Origin of the sequence: Massilia hydrophila (assembly GCF_020208145.1) — a bacterium.
Taxonomy (GTDB): Bacteria; Pseudomonadota; Gammaproteobacteria; order Burkholderiales; family Burkholderiaceae_D; genus Telluria; species Telluria hydrophila.
Map to the genome: position 1 here is coordinate 128920 of NZ_JAHYBX010000010.1, position 17842 is coordinate 146761.

A 17842-nucleotide genomic window follows, 5' to 3' on the forward strand; every position below is an offset into this window, starting at 1 on the left:
CGGTGAAGATCCTCTTGGTGCGCGTGTCCTCGCTGGGCGACGTGCTGCACAACCTGCCGATGGTGGCCGACCTGCTGCGCCAGCATCCGGGCGCCACCATCGACTGGGTGGTGGAAGAGGGCTATACCAGCCTGGTGCGCCTGAATCCGCGGGTGCGCAAGATCATCCCGTGGGCGCTGCGGCGCTGGCGCAAGAGCCTGGGCAAGGCCGAGACGCGGGCCGAGATCAAGGCCTTCTTCTCTACCTTGCGCGAGGAAGAATACGACATCGTGTTCGACACCCAGGGTCTGCTCAAGACCGGCATCATCATGGGCGCCGCCCGTACCCGTCGCGGCGGGCGTAAGGTGGGCCTGGCCAACGGCAGCGAAGGCTCCGGCTACGAAGGCATCTCGCGCATCTTCCACACCCACAGCATACCGCTCAACCCGCGCACCCATGCGGTGGCGCGCGGGCGCCTGGTGGCCGCGGCGGCCCTCGGCTACCAGGTCGACAGCGCGCCCGACTTCGGGCTGCCGGCGCCGCAGGCCGCGGCGCGGCCGGACTTCCTGCCGGCCCAGGACTATGCCGTGTTCTTCCACGGCACCGCGCGCGCGGCCAAGAAGTGGCCGCGCGCGGACTGGATCGCGCTGGGGCAGGCGCTGGCGCCAATGACGGTGCTGCTGCCCTGGGGCTCGCCCCAGGAGCGGCAGGAAGCCGAACTGCTGGCGGCCGGCCTGCCGAACGCGCGCGTGCTGCCGCAGCTGTCGATGATGGATGCGGTGGCGCTGGCCCAGCATGCGCGCCTGGCGGTCGGCGTCGATACCGGCCTGACCCACATCGCGGCGGCCTTCCTGCGCCCGACCGTCGAGATCTACTGCGACTCGCCGAAGTGGAAAACCGAGGGCAACTGGTCGGACCGGATCGTCAACCTGGGCGACCTGGGTGCGCCGCCCTCCGCTACCGAGGTGATCGCCGCCGCGCGCGGCCTGCTGGAGGGCGCGGCGGAGGCCCGGCCTTGACGCGCTGGTTGTATTCGCTGGCCTGGTGGCTGGCCATGCCGCTGGTCCTGGCCCGCCTCTGGTGGCGCGGACGTCGCGAGCCCGGCTACCGCACCCACTGGGCAGAGCGCCTGGGCGGCGCGGGGCCCGCGGCGGCGCAGGCCGCGCCGGCGCGCATGACGCTCTGGGTACATGCCGTATCGGTGGGCGAGACCCGCGCCGCCGAACCCCTGGTCGAGGCCCTGCTGGCAGCCTACCCCGAGGCCCGCATCCTGCTCACCCACATGACGCCGACCGGCCGCGCCACCGGCAAGGCCCTGTTCGGCCGCCATGGCGAACGGGTGCTGCAATCCTACCTGCCCTACGACACCGGTTTCATGGTCGGGCGCTTCCTGCGCCGCTGGCAGCCGCGCCTGTGCATCCTGATGGAGACCGAAGTGTGGCCGAACCTGATCGCCGGCTGCGCGAAGGCCGGGGTGCCGGTGGCCCTGGTGAACGCGCGCCTGTCGGAGCGCTCGCTGCGGCGCGGCCGCAGGATGGGCGCGCTGGTGGGGGAGGCCGCCGGCGCCATCGGCCTGGTGGCGGCCCAGACCGAGGCCGACGCCACCCGCATCCGCTCGCTCGGCGCGCCCCGGGTCGAGGTCACCGGCAGCATCAAGTTCGATGTGGTCCCGCCGCAGGCGGCGCTGGACAAGGGTGCCTGGCTGCGCGCGCAATGCGGCGGCCGCCCCCTGTTCCTGTGCGCCAGCACGCGCGAGGGCGAGGAGGCACTGGTGCTCGATGCCTGGCAGCGCGCATCCGGCAAGCCGGCCGATGCGCTGCTGGCGCTGGTGCCGCGTCATCCGCAGCGCTTTGACGAGGTGGAAAAGCTGGCGGCGGCGCGCGGCCTGCGGGTGGCGCGCCGTTCGGCCCTCGAGGACGGGGGGAGCGACGGCATCGGCGCGGCCGAGGTGCTGCTGGGCGACTCGATGGGCGAGATGTTCGCCTATTACGCCGCCTGCGATTGCGCCTTCATCGGCGGCAGCCTGATGCCGCTCGGCGGCCAGAACCTGATCGAGGCCTGCGCGCTCGGCAAGCCGGTGCTGCTGGGCGAGCACACCTTCAACTTCGCCGACGCCAGCGAGGAAGCGGTGCGCGCCGGTGCCGCCCTGCGCGTGGCCGATGCCGACGCCCTGGCGGCGGCGGCCCTGGGCCTGCTCGCGGACGGCGCGGCGCGCGCCGCGATGGGCGCGCATGCGCTGGCTTTCGCCGGGCGCCACCGCGGCGCCACCCTGCGCACGCTTGAACTGCTGCGGCGACTTATCGGATAGCTTTTGTTACCATTCCGGTTCGAGCTCGGATCATTACAGGGGATGCGCAATGTTGTCGTTTAATCACCCGAGGCCGCGAAGCAATGGAGTGGGAAGCGAACAGCCGCTGGCCATGCTGGCCCAGCATGGCGCCGGTGTCGACGATGCGCTGCGCTTGCCCGCCCATGACGGCCCGGTCGACGCAGCGGCGAACGCCGATCCCGCCACAGCCCCTGTTTCTCCGATACCACCGGTACCATTATCCGGGCTGCATTTCTTCGTCCGCTATACGCTGGGCGAGTACCTCAGCTTCATGTGGGACCATGCCGGCTTCCTGATCCGCCGGCGCCGCATCCGCTGGCCCGCCAGCCTCTACCTGCGCCTGAAAAGCACGCTGAGCGCGGCCCTGCATTTCGTCATGCTGGGGCGCGGCCGGCGCACCTACGAATTCACGATCGACCAGCACGGCATCGTGCGCACCAGCGGCGGCGTGACCCTGATCGGCTGGGAAGACGTGATCGGCGTGCGCACCTACACGCGCGGCTTCATGATGGTCCTCAAGCGCGGCACGCTGCCGATTCCCTACCGGGCCCTGTCCGACGCGCAGCGCGGCGCAATGAAGGAACTGGCCGCCGCGCGGCGCGACTCGCTGCTGTAGGGCGCACGGCCTTGCCGTGAACCCGCAAGCCCGCGATCAGTCCGCGAACAGCACCGGCATCTCCTGCGCCCGCTTCTTGAGCGCCAGCCGCGCTCCATCGTAGTCCGGATACACCTCGCCCACCGCCGCCCAGAAGCGCGGGCTGTGGTTCATCTCGCGCAGGTGCGCCAGCTCGTGCACCACCACGTAGTCCACCAGCGCCGGCGCGTAGTGGATCAGGCGCCAGTTCAGGCGGATGCTCCCGGCGCTGGTGCAGGAGCCCCAGCGCGTGCCGGCCGAGGACAGGCTGAAGGCCGCGTAGCGCACCCCCAGCTGCGGGGCGAAGAAATCCAGCCGCTCGCGGAACAGGCGCTTGGCCTCGGCCTGGAACCACAGCTTGACGCGTTCCTTGAGCTGCCATTCCGACAGCCCCGGCACTACCCCGATCCACAGTTCGCCGCCGGCGGCGTCGAACTGGCAGTGGCTGCGCGCTGCCTCCTCGAGGCGCAGCGTGATCTCGCCGCCCAGGTAGGGCAGGCGCGCGCCGTCCTTCCATTCCACCGGGGGGCGCTGCTGCCGGCTGGCGCGCCGTTCGCCCCGTTCGAGCAGCTTGGACAGGATCCAGCGCTGCTTGGCGCGGATCGCACTGTCGATGTCGGCCTGGGTGCAGCGGCGCGGCGCGGTCACGCGCAGGCCGTCGTCGTCGATCATGAAGCCGATCGAGCGGCGCGCCGAGCGGCGCAGGGCATAGTCGACGGTGTGGGGGCCGAGCACGATGCGCTTGAGGGGCGCATCGCCGCTGGCGACAGGCGGCGTGGGGATGAGGTGGCGCGGCGCCGGGGGCGGCGCCTTGAACAGCGGCTGCGCCGGCGCGGCCGGCTTATCGGAGGGCTTGAGCGCCGCGAAGAATTCCTGGGCAAACAGCTCCAGCTGCTGCCCATCGACCTTGGCCGAACGCATGGTGTGCGGTGCCTGCGACTGCCTGATCTGGGCGCTGACGTCGCTCAGCCACCTTTGTAGACGTGGGGCGAGATAACGCGCATTTCGGATTCTATCCAATTTTCGACCTCTTGCATCATGCTGTCGGGGGTGTGGTCCTGCGGCGAAATCGGCTTGCCGATCGAAACGGTCACCAGGCCCGGACGCTTGATGAACGAGTTCTTCGGCCAGCACTCGCCTGAATTATGCGCGATCGGCACCACCACGGCACCGGTTTCGATCGCCAGGCGCGTGCCGCCGCTCTTGTACTTGCCCGTCTGGCCCACGGGGATGCGGGTCCCCTCGGGGAACATGATGATCCACTGGCCGTCGGCCAGGCGGCGCTTGCCGTGCCGGACCACGTGGCTGAAAGCGTGCTTGCCCTGCTTGCGGTCGATCGGGATCATGCGCAGCAGGCCCATGGCCCAGCCGAAGAAGGGGATGTACAGGATTTCTTTCTTGAACACGAATACCAGCGGGCGGGTCAGGTTCGGCAGCAGGAAGATGGTTTCCCAGGCCGACTGGTGTTTCGACAGGACGATGGCCGGTGCGTCCGGCAGGTTCTCGTAGCCCTTGAACTGGTAACGGATCCCGCAGATCACCTTCGCACACCAGACGATGAAGACATTCCAGCGCGAGGTCACCCAGAAGCGCTTGTTGTAGGGCAGGGGCGCGGCCAGGAAGCAGACGCAGGCCCACACCACGGTGGCCACGACCATCACGATCGTGAAGAGCAGGGAACGCAGGAACAGGCTGAATTGTCGCAAAGGGGCTCCGGACAGTGGTCTAGGTTTGGATCGGTGTTTACTCGGGCCGCTGTGCCGCGGCCTTGAGGAAGGCGTTCACCATGCTGGCCAGGTCGGGGAAGACCTGGGTACCGGGCGGCAGGCCGCCGGTCGCGTGCGTCTTCTCGCCCTTGCCGGTCAGGACCAGGTAGGGCGTGCAGCCCATCTTGAACCCGGCCTGCAGGTCGCGCAGCGAATCGCCCACGGTGGGCACGCCCTTCAGGCTCAGCTTGAAGCGCTTGCTGATCTCCTCGAACATGCCGGCCTTGGGCTTGCGGCAGTCGCAGTTGTCGCTCGCCGCATGCGGGCAGAAGAAGATGGCGTCGATGTCGGCGCCCACCAGCTGGGCGCTGGCGTGCAGTTTCTGGTGGATCGCGTTCAGGGTCGTGATGTCGAACAGTTCGCGCGCGATGCCCGACTGGTTCGAGGCGATCACGACCCGGTAGCCCGCCTGGTTCAGGCGGGCGATCGCTTCCAGCGAGCCGGGAATGGGGATCCACTCAGCCGGCGACTTGATGAAGTCCGGCGAATCGTGGTTGATGACCCCATCCCGGTCGAGGATGATGAGTTTCATGGGATTACCTTATTTACACCTGGAACGCTTACGCTGCCAGCTTCGAAATATCCGCAACACGGTTCATCATGCCGTGCAGCTGCGACAGCAGCGCCAGACGGTTGTTGCGCAGGGAGACATCCTCGGCCATCACCATCACGTCGTTGAAGAAGGCGTCGACTTCGTCCTTCATCAGCGCCAGGGTCTTGAGGGCACCGGTGAAGTCGCTCTTCTCGAACGCGCTGGTGACCTCGCCCTCGAGGGAGCCCATCTTGGCGGCCAGGTTCCTTTCGGCCGGCTCGACCAGCAGCTCCTGCCTGACCGAGGCGTCGGCCGGCATCGCTTCCTCGTTCTTCTTGAGGATATTGGTGATGCGCTTGTTGGCGGCGGCCAGCGAGCTTGACTCCGGCAGGGCGGCGAAGGCCTGCACCGCTTCCAGGCGCTGGACGACGTCGTCGACGCGGTCCGGGTTCTGGGCCAGCACGGCCTCGACCTCGTTCGGCGAGAAACCGCGCTCACGCAGCATGCCGCGCAGGCGGTCGAGCATGAAGTCCTTCACTTCCACGCTCGGGTCCCGCATTTCCTTTACCTTGGCGGCCTGGCCTTCGAACACCGCCACGGCATCGCCCAGCAGTTCAGACAGCGACAGCGGCAGGCGCTTCTCGACCAGCATGCGCATCACGCCCAGGGCGTGGCGGCGCAGCGCGAACGGGTCCTTCTCGCCGGTCGGCTGCAGGCCGATGGCCCAGATGCCGACCAGGGTTTCCAGCTTGTCGGCCAGCGCCACTGCCAGGCCGGTGTTGGTCGAGGGGAGAAGGTCGCCGGCGAAGCGCGGCTGGTAGTGCTCGGAGGCGGCCTTGGCCACTTCATCGTGCTCGCCATCGTGGCGCGCGTAATACGTGCCCATGATGCCCTGCAGCTCGGGGAACTCGCCCACCATGTCGGTCAGCAGGTCGGCCTTGGCCAGGCGCGCGCCGCGTTCGGCCAGCGCCACGTCGAAGCCGAGGCGCTTGGCGATGCTGGTCGCCAGCTTGGTCACGCGCTCGGTGCGTTCGAGCTGGGTGCCCAGCTTGTTGTGGTAGACCACGTTCGACAGTTGCGGCAGGCGCGATTCCAGCGTCTTCTTCTTGTCCTGCTCGAAGAAGAACTTGGCGTCCGACAGGCGCGGGCGCACCACGCGCTCGTTGCCGCCGACGATGGCCGTCGGGTCGTCGGTGGCGATGTTCGACACGATCAGGAAGCGCGAGCGCAGCTTGCCCGAGGCATCGGTCAGCGCGAAGTATTTCTGGTTGGTCTGCATGGTAAGGATCAGGCATTCCTGCGGCACGGCCAGGAATTCGTCCTCGAAGCGGCATTCGTAGACCACCGGCCACTCGACCAGCGCGGCCACTTCATCGAGCAGCGCTTCCGGCATCAGGACCTGGTCGGCGCCGGCCTTTTCCAGCAGCTGCTGGCGGATGCTTTCCTTGCGCGCTTCGCTCGATGCCAGCACCTTGCCTTCGCTTTCCAGCACCTGCGCGTACTGGTCGGCATGCGGGATCGCGATGGCCTGGCCGTGCGACAGGAAGCGGTGGCCCATGGTGTGGCGGCCGGCTTCCAGCCCCAGCAGCGACAGCGGCAGCACCTGTTCGCCATGCAGGGCGGAGAGGAGGTGCACCGGGCGCACGAACTGCACGGTGGCGCCATCCGGGCGCTGGTAGCTCATGAGCTTGGGGATCGGCAGCTTGGCCACGGTGTCCTGCAGAACGTCCTGCAAGGCGTCCGCGAGCTGGCTGCCGCTGGCGGTATACGTGTAGAAGAAGGATTCGGCCTTGCCGTCCTGGGCGCGTTCGAGGTCGCTGATCTTCAGGTCGGGGAAGCCCAGCGCGGCCAGCTTCTTGGCCAGCGGCGCGCTCGGGTTGCCGTCCTTGTCCAGCGCGACCGCCACCGGCAGCACCTTCTCGCGGATCGATTTGTCGGGCGAGGTGCCGCGCACCCTGGTGATCGTGACCGCGAGGCGGCGCGGGGTGGCATGGGCCGTGGCCACGCTGTCCGCTTCAAGGAAGTCGCGCGCCTTCAGGCCGCCCGCGATGCCGTTGGCGAATGCCGTGCCGAGTTTGACGAGCGCTTTCGGCGGCAGTTCTTCGGTCTGGATTTCGACGAGGAGAGTCTGGTTCATCATCTGTTCTATTCTGTTCTTGTCAGGCCGCGGCCTTGGCGGCACCGGGAAGCATCGGGAAGCCCAGCTTCTCGCGCGAATCGTAGTAGGCTTGCGCCACCAGGCGCGACAGCGTGCGCACGCGGCCGATGTAGGCGGCGCGTTCGGTCACCGAGATGGCGCCGCGCGCGTCCAGCATGTTGAAGCTGTGCGAAGCCTTCATGATCTGCTCGTAGGCCGGCAGCGTCAGCTGCAGTTCGACCAGGCGCTTGGCTTCGGCTTCGTGGTTGCTGAAGGCCTGGAACAGCAGCTCGGTGTTGGCGTGCTCGAAGTTGTAGGTCGACTGCTCGACTTCGTTCTGGTGGAAGACGTCGCCGTAGGACAGGCGCTTCTTCGCGCCATTTTCTTCCCATTCGGTCCACACCAGGTCGTACACGTTCTCGACGCCCTGCAAGTACATCGCCAGGCGCTCGATGCCGTAGGTGATCTCGCCCAGCACCGGCTTGCAATCGAGGCCGCCGACCTGCTGGAAGTAGGTAAACTGGGTGACTTCCATGCCGTTCAGCCAGACTTCCCAGCCCAGGCCCCAGGCGCCAAGGGTCGGGCTTTCCCAGTCGTCTTCCACGAAGCGCACGTCGTTCTTCTTCAGGTCCAGGCCCAGCGCCTCGAGCGAGCCGAGGTAGAGGTCGAGGATGTTTTCCGGCGCCGGTTTGAGCACCACCTGGTACTGGTAGTAGTGCTGCAGGCGGTTCGGGTTCTCGCCGTAGCGGCCATCCTTCGGACGGCGCGAAGGCTGCACGTAGGCCGCGCGCCACGGCTCCGGACCGATCGCACGCAGGAAGGTACCGGTGTGGAAGGTGCCAGCGCCGACTTCCATGTCGTACGGCTGCAGCAGTGCGCAGCCCTGCTTGTCCCAGTAGGTCTGCAGGGTCAGGATAATTTGTTGGAATGTGAGCATCGGAATGTGAGCGACATGTGGGGTGCCGCGGCGCTCGTCGCCGCGGTCACAGTAAATTTGCCAAATGACCAATTCTACTGAATTTTCAGGGCCCTCTGGGATCGAATCAACTCAGCCCTTGGAATTGGCGCCGTTATTTTGATAGCGGCGGCCGGCCAGCCATGCGCCGGCCAGCATCAGGCCGCCGAGCAGCAGGAAAGCCGCGTTACCGAAGCGGATGTACGGGGTCATGCCTTCGGTCCCGCGCACGGTAGCCGCCAGCACGCCGCGCTCGTGGAAGGGCAGCAGATGCAGGACCTTGCCGCGGCCGTCGATGACGGCGGTGGCGCCGTTGTTCGTCGAGCGCAGCATCGGCCGGCCGGTCTCGATGGCGCGCATCTGCGAAATCTGCAGGTGCTGCGGGATCGCCACCGATTCGCCGTACCAGGCCAGGTTCGACACGTTCAGCAGCAGCGTGGCCGGGCGCGGCGCATTGCGCAGCTGGGCCGCGATCTCTTCGCCGAAGGCGTCCTCGTAGCAGATATTCGGCAGCACCAGCTGGTCCTTGACCGGGAAGGGCGCCTGCAGGGCCGGGCCGCGGGTCTGGTCGCCCAGCGGGATGTGCATCAGGTCGGTGAACCAGCGAAAGCCCGGCGGGATGAATTCGCCAAAGGGCACCAGGTGGTGCTTGTCGTAGCGGTAGGACTGCGGGGCCCTGGCGCTGCCGGGGCCAAAGGCGATCACGCTGTTCGAATACCGCGTCGCGCTGTCCGCGGTCGGGATGCCGATCATCAGGTGGCTGCCGGTCTGCGCGGCGAAGCTGCGCAAGCCGGCCAGGTACGCGGGCGGCAGCTGCTGCGGCGTGACGGGAATCGCGGTTTCCGGCGTGGCGATCAGGTCGGCCGGCGCGGCCGTGATCAGGCCCTGGTAGCGCCCGACGATGTCGACCCGGTAGGCCATGTCGAATTTCTGGTCCTGCCTGACGTCGCCCTGCAGCAGGCGCACCGTGATGGGCTGGCCGACTTCCTGGGTCCAGCCGATGTGCTTGAGGCCGAAACCCGCCGCCATCACGGCTGCGAGCAGGCCGAGGGCCGGCCAGCGCGCGCGCTGGGTCAGCATCACGAGGCAGCCGGCGCACAGGGCCGCCAGCACGCCGACGCCATACACGCCAAGGATGGGCGCATAGCCGGCGAGCGGAGAGACGTTGTGGGCGTAGCCCGAGGCCGCCCACGGAAAGCCGGTGAAGACCCAGCCGCGCATCCATTCCGACGCGCCCCAGGTCACGGGCAGCACCAGCAGCACGAAGGCCGACACCGGCAGCGCCCACTTGCGGCGCAGCCAGCTGGCGGCGCCGCCGGCAAACGCGCCGAACAGGCCCATGTACAGGCCGAGCAGGGCGATCGCGATGGCGCCGAGGATGGCGGGCAGGCCGCCGAAGCGGGTGACCGCGATGTAGAGCCAGTGCATGCCAGCCACCGACCAGCCGAAGCCGAACGCCCAGCCGAGCCACAGGCCGCGGCGGGGCGAGGTGCCCATGCCGACCTGGTAGAAGAAGTAGGCAAGGGCCAGGAACTGCACCGGCCACCAGCCGAAGGGCTGGAAGGACAGCAGGCTGCTGGCGCCTGCCAGCGCCATCAGGACCAGGGCCTGGGGGGAAGGCCTGGTGCCGCGCAGCTTTGGATCGGGAGCGGTGGTGGGCTGGGTACGGCGGCGCAGCATCAGTCGTGGTCGTCTTCAGCGAATGGCAGCTTCTCGACCAGCAGGACGTGGATCTGGCGCGCGTCGGCGCGCAGCACTTCGAAGCGCAGGTTCTGCAGGTCGAACACTTCGCCCTTGTGCGGCATGCGTCCGAGGTGGCTGGCGACCAGGCCACCGATGGTGTCGGCATCCATCTCGGGCAGGTCGGCGCCGATCTCTTCGTTGAACTGCTCGATCTCGGTCAGGGCCTTGACGCGCCAGCGGGGCCCCAGCTGGCCTTCCTTGATCGACAGGACGTTGTCTTCATCCTCGTCGACGTCGTATTCGTCGTCGATGTCGCCGACGATCTGCTCGAGCACGTCCTCGATGGTGATCAGGCCGGCCACGCCGCTGTACTCGTCGACGACGATGGCCATGTGGTTGTGGTTGGCGCGGAAGTCGCGCAGCAGCACGTTCAGGCGCTTCGATTCGGGAATGAAGATCGCCGGGCGCAGCATCTTGCGCACGTCGAAGGCGTCCTCGGCGTAGTAGCGCAGCAGGTCCTTGGCCAGCAGGATGCCGACCACCTTGTCGCGCTCGCCCTCGATGGCGGGGAAGCGCGAGTGCTGGGTCTCGAGCACGATCGGCAGCCACTGCTCGATCGGGTCGGTGATGTCGATCACGTCCATTTGCGAACGCGGCACCATGATGTCGCGCACCGACAGGTCGGACACCTGGAACACGCCCTCGATCATCGAGAGTGCATCGGCATCGATCAGCTTGCGCTCGTGGGCTTCGTGCAGGACTTCGAGCAGTTCTGCGCGGTTTTCAGGCTCGGGGGAGATGAGTGCGGTCAGCCGTTCGAACAGCGACCGGTGGGGTTTGGCGTCCGATCGGACGTCACTGGGATACTCGGGCATAGTTGGCGTGAAGCCGTTGTTACGATGGGTATAGGATACACGAAAAGGGCAGATGGCCCAATTTTGGGTGATGTTAGCAGGGTGGACGACGCAGCCGCCCACCCGCGGAATCATTCCGAATACGGGTCCGGATAGCCGAGCACTTCCATGATGTCGCGCTCGAACTGCTCCATCTCCTCGGCTTCCTCGTCGTGCTCGTGGTCGTAGCCCTGGGCATGCAGCACGCCGTGCACCACCAGGTGGGCCGCGTGCTCCTCGACCGTCTTGCCCTGCTCCTGCGCCTCGCGCATCAGCACGTCGGTGCACAGGATGATGTCGGCCTGGGTCGGGTCGTCCTCGCCCAGGTCCTCGCCTTCGTTGTAGGCGAAGGTCAGCACGTTGGTGGCGTAGTCCTTGCCGCGGTACTGGCGGTTGAGCTCCTGGCCTTCCCCGGCATCGACGAAGCGGATCGACAGTTCGGCCGGGCCGAGCAGGGCGGCTTCCACCCAGCGCTGCAGCATCTCTGCCGTGATCTCCTGCTCGAGGCGGGTGTCGGGGTACTGGACTTCCAGGTCGAGCTTATGTTTTTTTTCTTGCATTTTTCACAGGGGTAGGTTTGGGTAAAGCGGCCAGGTCCTCGATCGAGGAATGCTTTTCATAGGCGTCGATGATGCGCGCCACCACCGGGTGGCGCACCACGTCTTCGCTCGCGAAATGGGTAAAGGCGATGCCGCGCACGTTCTTCAGCACGTGGATCGCGTCCACCAGGCCCGAACGCTGCGACTTGTGCAGGTCGACCTGGGTGACGTCGCCGGTGATCACGGCCTTGCTGCCGAAGCCGATGCGGGTCAGGAACATCTTCATCTGCTCGACGGTCGTGTTCTGGGCTTCGTCCAGGATTACGAAGGCGTGGTTCAGGGTGCGCCCGCGCATGTAGGCCAGCGGGGCGATCTCGATCACCTGCTTCTCGAACAGCTTCTGGGTGCGGTCGAAGCCGAGCAGGTCGTACAGCGCGTCGTACAGCGGGCGCAGGTAAGGGTCGACCTTCTGGCTCAGGTCGCCGGGCAGGAAGCCCAGGCGTTCGCCCGCTTCCACCGCCGGGCGGGTCAGGATGATGCGCTTGACGGCGTCGCGTTCCAGCGCATCGACCGCGCAGGCCACGGCAAGGTAGGTCTTGCCGGTGCCGGCCGGGCCGACGCCGAAGCTGATGTCGTGCTCGAGCACCGCATTCAGGTACTGGATCTGGTGCGGGGTGCGGCCACGCAGGTCGCTGCGGCGGGTTTTCAGGGTGGGGCTGACCAGGTCGGAAGGCGCATCCTCGCGCGCCGGCGCGGCGGCATCCTGCGCTGGCGCCGCGCCGGGGGCTGCAGGCTCGGCTTCACCGGGAATGCGCGGCTTCAGGCCGGTACGCTGTTCGACCAGGGCCAGCTGCACCTCCTCGATCGGCACGACCTTGTTCGCCACCGCATAGAAGCGTTCCAGCAGCTCGACCGCGCGGGCGGCATTGCTGCCGCTGACGATGAACTTCTCGCCGCGGCGGAAGATGGTGACGTCGAGCGCGGCCGAGATCTGGCGCAGGTTCTCGTCGAGCGGACCGCACAGGTGGGCGAGCCGGTTGTTGTCGAGCGGCTCGGGAATGAAATACGAGGGCTGGGTAGGTGTGTTCTTCAACTGGCTTTGGCAATCGTATCGAGGTTGGCGACGAGTTCGCCGCGAAGGAAGTAGTCGTGGCTGGCCAGGATGTGGACATCGACCAGCTGGCCCACCAGGGACAGCCCGCTCGCGTCCGGGGCGAAGTTCACCACGCGGTTGTTTTCGGTACGCCCCTGCAGCTGGGCGGGATCTTTTTTCGACACGCCCTCGACCAGCACGCGCTGCACGCTGCCGACCATGGCCGCACTGTACTTGCAGGTATTCGCATCGATCAGGGCCTGCAGGCGCTGCAGCCGCGCCAGCTTGGTCTCGTGCGGGGTATCGTCTTCCAGGCTGGCCGCGGGCGTGCCCGGGCGCTTGCTGAAGATGAAGCTGAAGCTGTTGTCGAAGCCGACGTCCTGCACCAGCTTCATCATGGCCTCGAAGTCGGCCTCGGTTTCGCCCGGGAAGCCGACGATGAAGTCGGACGAGAAGGCCATGTCCGGGCGCACCGCGCGGATGCGGCGGATGATCGACTTGTATTCGAGCGCCGTGTAGCCGCGCTTCATGGCGCCGAGCACGCGGTCGGAACCATGCTGCACCGGCAGGTAGATGTGGTTGACCAGCTGCGGGATGCGGGCATAGGCATCGATCAGGCGCTGGGTAAATTCCTTCGGATGGCTGGTGACGTAGCGCAGGCGCGCGATGCCGGGCAGGTCCGCTATATATTCCAGCAGCAGGGCAAAGTCGGCGGTCTCGCCGCCCGCCATCGCGCCGCGGTAGGCGTTCACGTTCTGGCCCAGCAGCATGATCTCGCGCACGCCCTGGGCGGCCAGGCCGGCGCACTCGGTGAGCACGTCGTCGAAGGGACGCGAGACTTCCTCGCCGCGGGTATAGGGCACGACACAGTAGCTGCAATATTTGCTGCAGCCTTCCATGATCGACACGTAGGCGACCGGACCTTCCACCTTGCTTGGGGGCAGGTGGTCGAACTTTTCGATTTCCGGGAAGCTGATGTCGACCTGGGCCGCGCCGCTGGCGCGCCGCTCCCGGATCATCTGCGGCAGGCGGTGCAGGGTCTGCGGGCCGAACACGACGTCCACGTGCGGCGCGCGCTTGACGATGGCTTCCCCTTCCTGCGAGGCAACGCAGCCGCCGACGCCGATCACCAGTTCCGGCTTGGCGCGCTTGAGCGCCTTGAAGCGCCCTAGGTCGGAAAACACTTTCTCTTGAGCTTTTTCGCGTACTGAACAGGTGTTCAGCAGGATGACGTCGGCATCTTCGGGCGAATCGGTACGGACCAGTCCATCGGATACGCCGAGGACATCCGCCATCTTGTCCGAATCGTATTCGTTCATCTGGCAGCCGAAGGTCTTGATGAATACTTTTTTCTGCATGGAGTGCTGTGTTGAAAGAGAGGCTTCGCCTCGATGAAACAGGGGTCCAGTTTAGCGTAAATCGTTCCGCTAGCCCGGAATTGGCGTGTGTGCGCCAAGGCTCACGCGTGGCAGCATCGGAATTGAAAGAATGACGTGCAATTTGAGCGGAAATAACTTAACCTAAAGTAATTGCAAATATAACTATATTGTTAAATTTCTGAATTGCAACAAGGTTTCCTGAAAGATTGAAAAAGCGCAGCGAAGAAGAGAATATTTCTTCTTGTAAATCAAGAAGTTCAGTGCAACTTCTAATGAGGAAAATTTATTGAGGAAATCTCTTGCGTGCGCCACAAATAATCCCCATGTGCTGAAATGCCTATGTGACAAGCTTTCCGCACGATAGCTTGATTTCCGACAATGAGTCACACGCGCCGCTCGGATTTACTGTGGACGTTAGGGCCCGATATTTTGTTGGAAAGACAACTGCGTATGCGGGAAGGGTACGCGGGGGCATGCAGTCCGGCAAGACCTTAAGGTGTTCTTCAGGCTCCACCTGTTTAATTTCTACAAGGCAGTCCGGGAACTTATGTTGACGAAGTAGTCTTTAACAAAAGTTCGTAAAGGAACTATTTTAACCAACTGAAGAGGTAATATCATGGCACAACAGCATCATGCTCTGTCTTCGCAGGAAAGTTATAACCCCAACCACTTGCTCGATATCCTGCTCGGTAAAATGCAGCTCAAGAACGATGCTGCGCTGTCGCGCATGCTCGAAGTGGCCCCGCCGGTCATCAGCAAGATCCGCCACCACCGCCTGCCGGTCGGCGCCTCGCTGCTGATCCGCATGCACGAAGTGACCGGCATGAGCATCCGCGACCTGCGCGACCTGATGGGCGACCGCCGCACCAAATATCGCCTGTCCGATGCCCAGGGCCGTCCGAAGCCAGAAGAGAAGGCGGCCCAGGCAGCTGCAGCGGCGGCCCAGCAGCAGAACCAGCAACCCCAGCAAGGCAACGAAGCCAACCCATCCACCGGCAATTATGCTCACTGATGCCGTCGGCATGACAGCCGCGCCTGTCATGCCTTCGGTGCCAGCGGGATGCGGCACCGCGCCCTGAGCGCAGTGCCGCGCCGGTCGGGTGGTACCGTTCCGGCGCTTTCCAGCTCGCTCAGCCCGCTCTTTCCGGCTTTCCCCGGCGCATCCGGCGTCGGTTTCTTTTTTTCTTCCCCTTGTTCAGGCCATCATCACGGCCGCCATCTCCTCATACTGCAACTCCGTCTCGTGGAAGACCCCGTGCCAGGCCGTTTCCGGCAGTCCCAGGGCGGCCCAGGCCACTGCCGACAGGCGTGGTGCCAGCTCGTCCGGATTGCCGGCCAGATCGAGCGCATGGACGACCGCGCTCGCCACATGCACGATGCTCGCCAGGAAGCCCGCGGCCGGCAGTTCCGGCGCATGGTGAAAGGCGATCGCCTGGCGCATGGTGTCCGCGAAGCGCCAGTGTTCGGCCAGGGCCACGCCGGCGTCCACGTGGTCGAAGCCGAACAGGCTGCGCTCAGCATCAATCAGCTCGCCATCATGCTTGTCGCGCAGCGACAGCACCGCCTGGTAGCGCTCCGGAAAGCGCGTCACCAGCACCAGCCGTCCGATATCGTGCAATAGCCCGGCGGTAAACGCGACATCCGGATTGAAGCGCACCCGGCGCGCGAGCGCGCGGGCGCAGGCCGCCGTCGCGATCGAATGGCGCCAGAAGGCCTGGTCGTTGAAGCCGGGGCAGCGTCCGGCTGGAAAGCAGCCGGTGAGGGCGGCCGCCATGATCAGCTGGCGCGTGGCCTGGATGCCGAGGAAGGTCATGGCTTGCTGGATGGTGGTGGCCTTGACCTGCAGCCCGAAGGCCGGGGAGTTCACCAGGCGCAGCGTCTTGGCCGTCAGGGCCGGATCCTTTGCCAGTTTCCTGGCCAGCGTGGCGATGTCGGCCTCCTCTTCCTCCATGCTGCCGAGCAGCTCCATCACCACCGCCGGCAGCGAGGGCAGGTCGTCGAGGCCGCCCAGGATGTCCGCCTTGTCGAGTGCCGCGGCGCTCATGGGGCCACCTCGCGCCGGTGGCGGTAGTCTTCGACATAACGGCGCAGCAGGCCCCGCGCCCAGTCTTCCTGGTGATCGGGATCATGATGGCGAAACAGATGGTCGAGGCGCTGCTGGATGCTGGCCGGGGAGGGTGCGTCCGGCGGATTGGCGCGCATGATGGGCGCCGCCCCCACGCCATGGCGGGCCAGGGAGCGGATGCTGGCCTCGCTCAGGACGGTGCCTTCGGCCAGCAGCACGTTGCCGTGCGCATCGAGCAGTGCATCGGCCAGCACCATGCCGGAGAACAGCTGCGCCAGCGGTAACATGTCATAGCTATCGCTCATTTTTCCTCCCGTTAATTTCACTTGATCTTAGCATCGGGAAATGCAGGCGCCACGTATTGGCGCAGCAACTGTGGCGTTCCCGCAGCAAGCGCCGGAAATATTGTACGCTTGCAATTTTGCGGCGCTGGCCGTTCTTATCCTAGAGGTTTGACATGAAACTGTATTTCAGCCCAGGCGCCTGTTCCCTGGCTCCCCATATTGCCCTGATCATCGCCGGTGTACCCTTCTCGGCCGAACGTGTCAGCCTGAAGACCAAGCTCACCGCGAGCGGCAGCGATTTCCGCGACATCAATGACAAGGGCTCGGTACCAGCCCTGCAACTGGACAATGGCAAGGTGCTGACCGAAGCGGCGGTACTGCTGCAGTACATCGCCGACCAGGCGCCGGCAGCCGGACTGGCGCCAGCCGCCGGGACCGTCGAGCGCTACGAACTGATGGTGTGGCTGAACTATATTGCCACCGAACTGCACAAGCGCTTCACGCCGCTGTTCACGCCCGGCTGCACGGAAGAAGGGCGCAGCGCCGCCTGGGCCGCGCTGGCGCGCCCACTCGGCTACATCGCAGGCAAGCTGGATGGCAGGGACTTCCTGGCCGGCGCCAGCTTCTCGATCGCGGATGCCTATCTGTTTACCGCGCTGAACTGGGCCATGTTCGCGAAGTTCAGCCTGGATGACTGGCCAGTCCTGCAGGCCTACCAGGCGCGCGTCGGCGCCATCCCTGCGGTGCAGGAAGCGATGCGGGCCGAAGGCCTGGCCTGAGCCGGCGCCCGTGCAAGCCAGGGCGGGTAGCGGGCACCCGCGCATTTCACCAGGAGCGCAGCATGAACAGCCACTGCTACATTGCCCTTTTACGCGGAATCAATGTCGGGCGCGCCAAGCGCATCGCCATGGCCGACCTGCGCATGCTAGCCGAAGGCCTCGGCTATACGGGTGTGCGCAGCATCCTGAACAGCGGCAACCTCGTCTTCCGGGCCCCGGGTAGCAGTGCTCCGGGGCTCGCCCGGGAGCTCGAGGATGCCCTGGTCCTGAAGCTGGGCGTGGCGGCGCGCGTGTTCGTGCTGGGCTGCGATGAACTGGCCGCCATCGTGGCCGCCAACCCCTTGCTGGACGTGGCCGCCGACCATGCGCGCCTGCTGGTCTTCCTGCTGCCCGACGCGGACCGGCGCGCGCGGCTGGCCGGACTCGCGGAGCGTGACTGGAATGGCGAACGCCTTGCCGTGGGCGAGGCGGCGGCCTATGTCTGGTTTCCGGAGGGGATACTGGAGAGCGCGGTAGCCGTCTCCATCGGGAAAATCCTGGGCGACACGAGCACCTCGCGCAATTGGAATACCGTGATGAAATTGCATGCACTGTGCAAGGCTTTCTAAAGCCCGTCCGCTTATCCATCTCTGCATCCTGCGCGTGCTTGCAATCCTTTTTGGCGACACTGAAATAGCCCCTTGATTCACCAGACACAGTTGATGCTGTATCCTTACGGATAGGAATAAGACTGTGAGTATGACTAGTAACAAGCAAACCATCGAAGTCGTGACGGTGTCCGAAGAGCGACGCCGC

At 65.8% G+C, this 17842-nt stretch carries 18 protein-coding genes; 6 read left to right on the forward strand and 12 right to left on the reverse strand.

The window, feature by feature from the left end; all coding sequences use genetic code 11:
* Positions 1-2 precede the first annotated feature (2 nt).
* The 3 genes from waaC to LE190_RS19145 all read left to right on the forward strand — a co-directional run bounded on the left by waaC (position 3) and on the right by LE190_RS19145 (position 2924).
* Positions 3-998 carry a lipopolysaccharide heptosyltransferase I gene (waaC, locus tag LE190_RS19135; protein ID WP_225240197.1) on the forward strand — a complete coding sequence of 332 codons (996 nt, stop codon included), beginning with the start codon at positions 3-5 and terminating at the stop codon, positions 996-998.
* Complete coding sequence (gene waaA, locus LE190_RS19140; RefSeq protein ID WP_225240198.1) at positions 995-2287, forward strand: lipid IV(A) 3-deoxy-D-manno-octulosonic acid transferase; 1293 nt, start codon at positions 995-997, stop codon at positions 2285-2287. Before waaC ends, waaA begins: the two co-directional genes overlap by 4 nt.
* Before the next feature lie 88 nt (positions 2288-2375).
* Positions 2376-2924, forward strand: a complete 549-nt coding sequence (locus tag LE190_RS19145; RefSeq protein ID WP_225240199.1) for a YcxB family protein — start codon at positions 2376-2378, stop codon at positions 2922-2924.
* Between the two features lie 36 nt (positions 2925-2960).
* Here LE190_RS19145 and LE190_RS19150 read toward each other — a convergent pair whose 3' ends face one another.
* The 10 genes from LE190_RS19150 to miaB all read right to left on the reverse strand — a co-directional run bounded on the left by LE190_RS19150 (position 2961) and on the right by miaB (position 13898).
* Complete coding sequence (locus tag LE190_RS19150) at positions 2961-3863, reverse strand: M48 family metallopeptidase (RefSeq protein WP_225240200.1); 903 nt, start codon at positions 3861-3863, stop codon at positions 2961-2963.
* Positions 3864-3907: 44 nt separating this feature from the next.
* Positions 3908-4648 carry a lysophospholipid acyltransferase family protein gene (locus LE190_RS19155; protein ID WP_225240201.1) on the reverse strand — a complete coding sequence of 247 codons (741 nt, stop codon included), beginning with the start codon at positions 4646-4648 and terminating at the stop codon, positions 3908-3910.
* A 37-nt stretch (positions 4649-4685) separates the two neighbouring features.
* A complete protein-coding gene (gmhB, locus tag LE190_RS19160; RefSeq protein ID WP_224946557.1) occupies positions 4686-5240 on the reverse strand; it encodes a D-glycero-beta-D-manno-heptose 1,7-bisphosphate 7-phosphatase in 555 nt (184 codons plus the stop codon).
* A 28-nt stretch (positions 5241-5268) separates the two neighbouring features.
* Positions 5269-7377 (reverse strand): glycine--tRNA ligase subunit beta, encoded by a 2109-nt coding sequence (gene glyS / locus LE190_RS19165; RefSeq protein ID WP_225240217.1) that lies wholly within the window; start codon positions 7375-7377, stop codon positions 5269-5271.
* A gap of 22 nt (positions 7378-7399) precedes the next feature.
* The gene (gene glyQ / locus LE190_RS19170) at positions 7400-8314 is read right to left on the reverse strand and encodes a glycine--tRNA ligase subunit alpha (RefSeq protein WP_225240202.1); all 915 of its coding nucleotides are present in this window, start codon (positions 8312-8314) and stop codon (positions 7400-7402) included.
* 111 nt (positions 8315-8425) lie between these two features.
* Positions 8426-10012: an apolipoprotein N-acyltransferase gene (gene lnt / locus LE190_RS19175; RefSeq protein ID WP_225240203.1), complete on the reverse strand. Its 1587-nt coding sequence runs from the start codon at positions 10010-10012 to the stop codon at positions 8426-8428.
* Positions 10012-10890: a CorC family transporter gene (locus tag LE190_RS19180; RefSeq protein WP_225240204.1), complete on the reverse strand. Its 879-nt coding sequence runs from the start codon at positions 10888-10890 to the stop codon at positions 10012-10014. Before LE190_RS19180 ends, lnt begins: the two co-directional genes overlap by 1 nt.
* A 110-nt stretch (positions 10891-11000) precedes the next feature.
* Complete coding sequence (gene ybeY, locus LE190_RS19185) at positions 11001-11468, reverse strand: rRNA maturation RNase YbeY (protein WP_225240205.1); 468 nt, start codon at positions 11466-11468, stop codon at positions 11001-11003.
* Complete coding sequence (locus LE190_RS19190; RefSeq protein WP_225240206.1) at positions 11449-12540, reverse strand: PhoH family protein; 1092 nt, start codon at positions 12538-12540, stop codon at positions 11449-11451. The genes ybeY and LE190_RS19190 overlap by 20 nt, the downstream gene beginning before the upstream one ends.
* Entirely contained in the window at positions 12537-13898 is a 1362-nt protein-coding gene (gene miaB, locus LE190_RS19195; RefSeq protein ID WP_225240207.1) for a tRNA (N6-isopentenyl adenosine(37)-C2)-methylthiotransferase MiaB, read from the reverse strand. Before miaB ends, LE190_RS19190 begins: the two co-directional genes overlap by 4 nt.
* A 637-nt stretch (positions 13899-14535) precedes the next feature.
* On the opposite strand from miaB, the gene LE190_RS19200 reads away from it, so the two are divergent.
* Entirely contained in the window at positions 14536-14931 is a 396-nt protein-coding gene (locus tag LE190_RS19200; RefSeq protein WP_224947902.1) for a hypothetical protein, read from the forward strand.
* A gap of 183 nt (positions 14932-15114) precedes the next feature.
* On the opposite strand, the gene LE190_RS19205 is transcribed toward LE190_RS19200, so the two are convergent.
* Together LE190_RS19205 and LE190_RS19210 are read right to left on the reverse strand one after the other, a co-directional pair.
* On the reverse strand, positions 15115-15963 hold the full coding sequence (locus tag LE190_RS19205; RefSeq protein ID WP_225240208.1) for an HDOD domain-containing protein: 849 nt from the start codon (positions 15961-15963) through the stop codon (positions 15115-15117).
* Positions 15960-16289 (reverse strand): hypothetical protein, encoded by a 330-nt coding sequence (locus LE190_RS19210; RefSeq protein WP_225240209.1) that lies wholly within the window; start codon positions 16287-16289, stop codon positions 15960-15962. Before LE190_RS19210 ends, LE190_RS19205 begins: the two co-directional genes overlap by 4 nt.
* 152 nt (positions 16290-16441) lie before the next feature.
* Here LE190_RS19210 and gstA point away from each other — a divergent pair, with 152 nt between their 5' ends.
* Positions 16442-17047, forward strand: coding sequence for a glutathione transferase GstA (gstA, locus tag LE190_RS19215; RefSeq protein ID WP_225240210.1), 606 nt, complete (start codon positions 16442-16444; stop codon positions 17045-17047).
* 62 nt (positions 17048-17109) lie between these two features.
* A complete protein-coding gene (locus LE190_RS19220) occupies positions 17110-17655 on the forward strand; it encodes a DUF1697 domain-containing protein (protein WP_225240211.1) in 546 nt (181 codons plus the stop codon).
* The last annotated feature ends 187 nt before the right edge of the window (positions 17656-17842 follow it).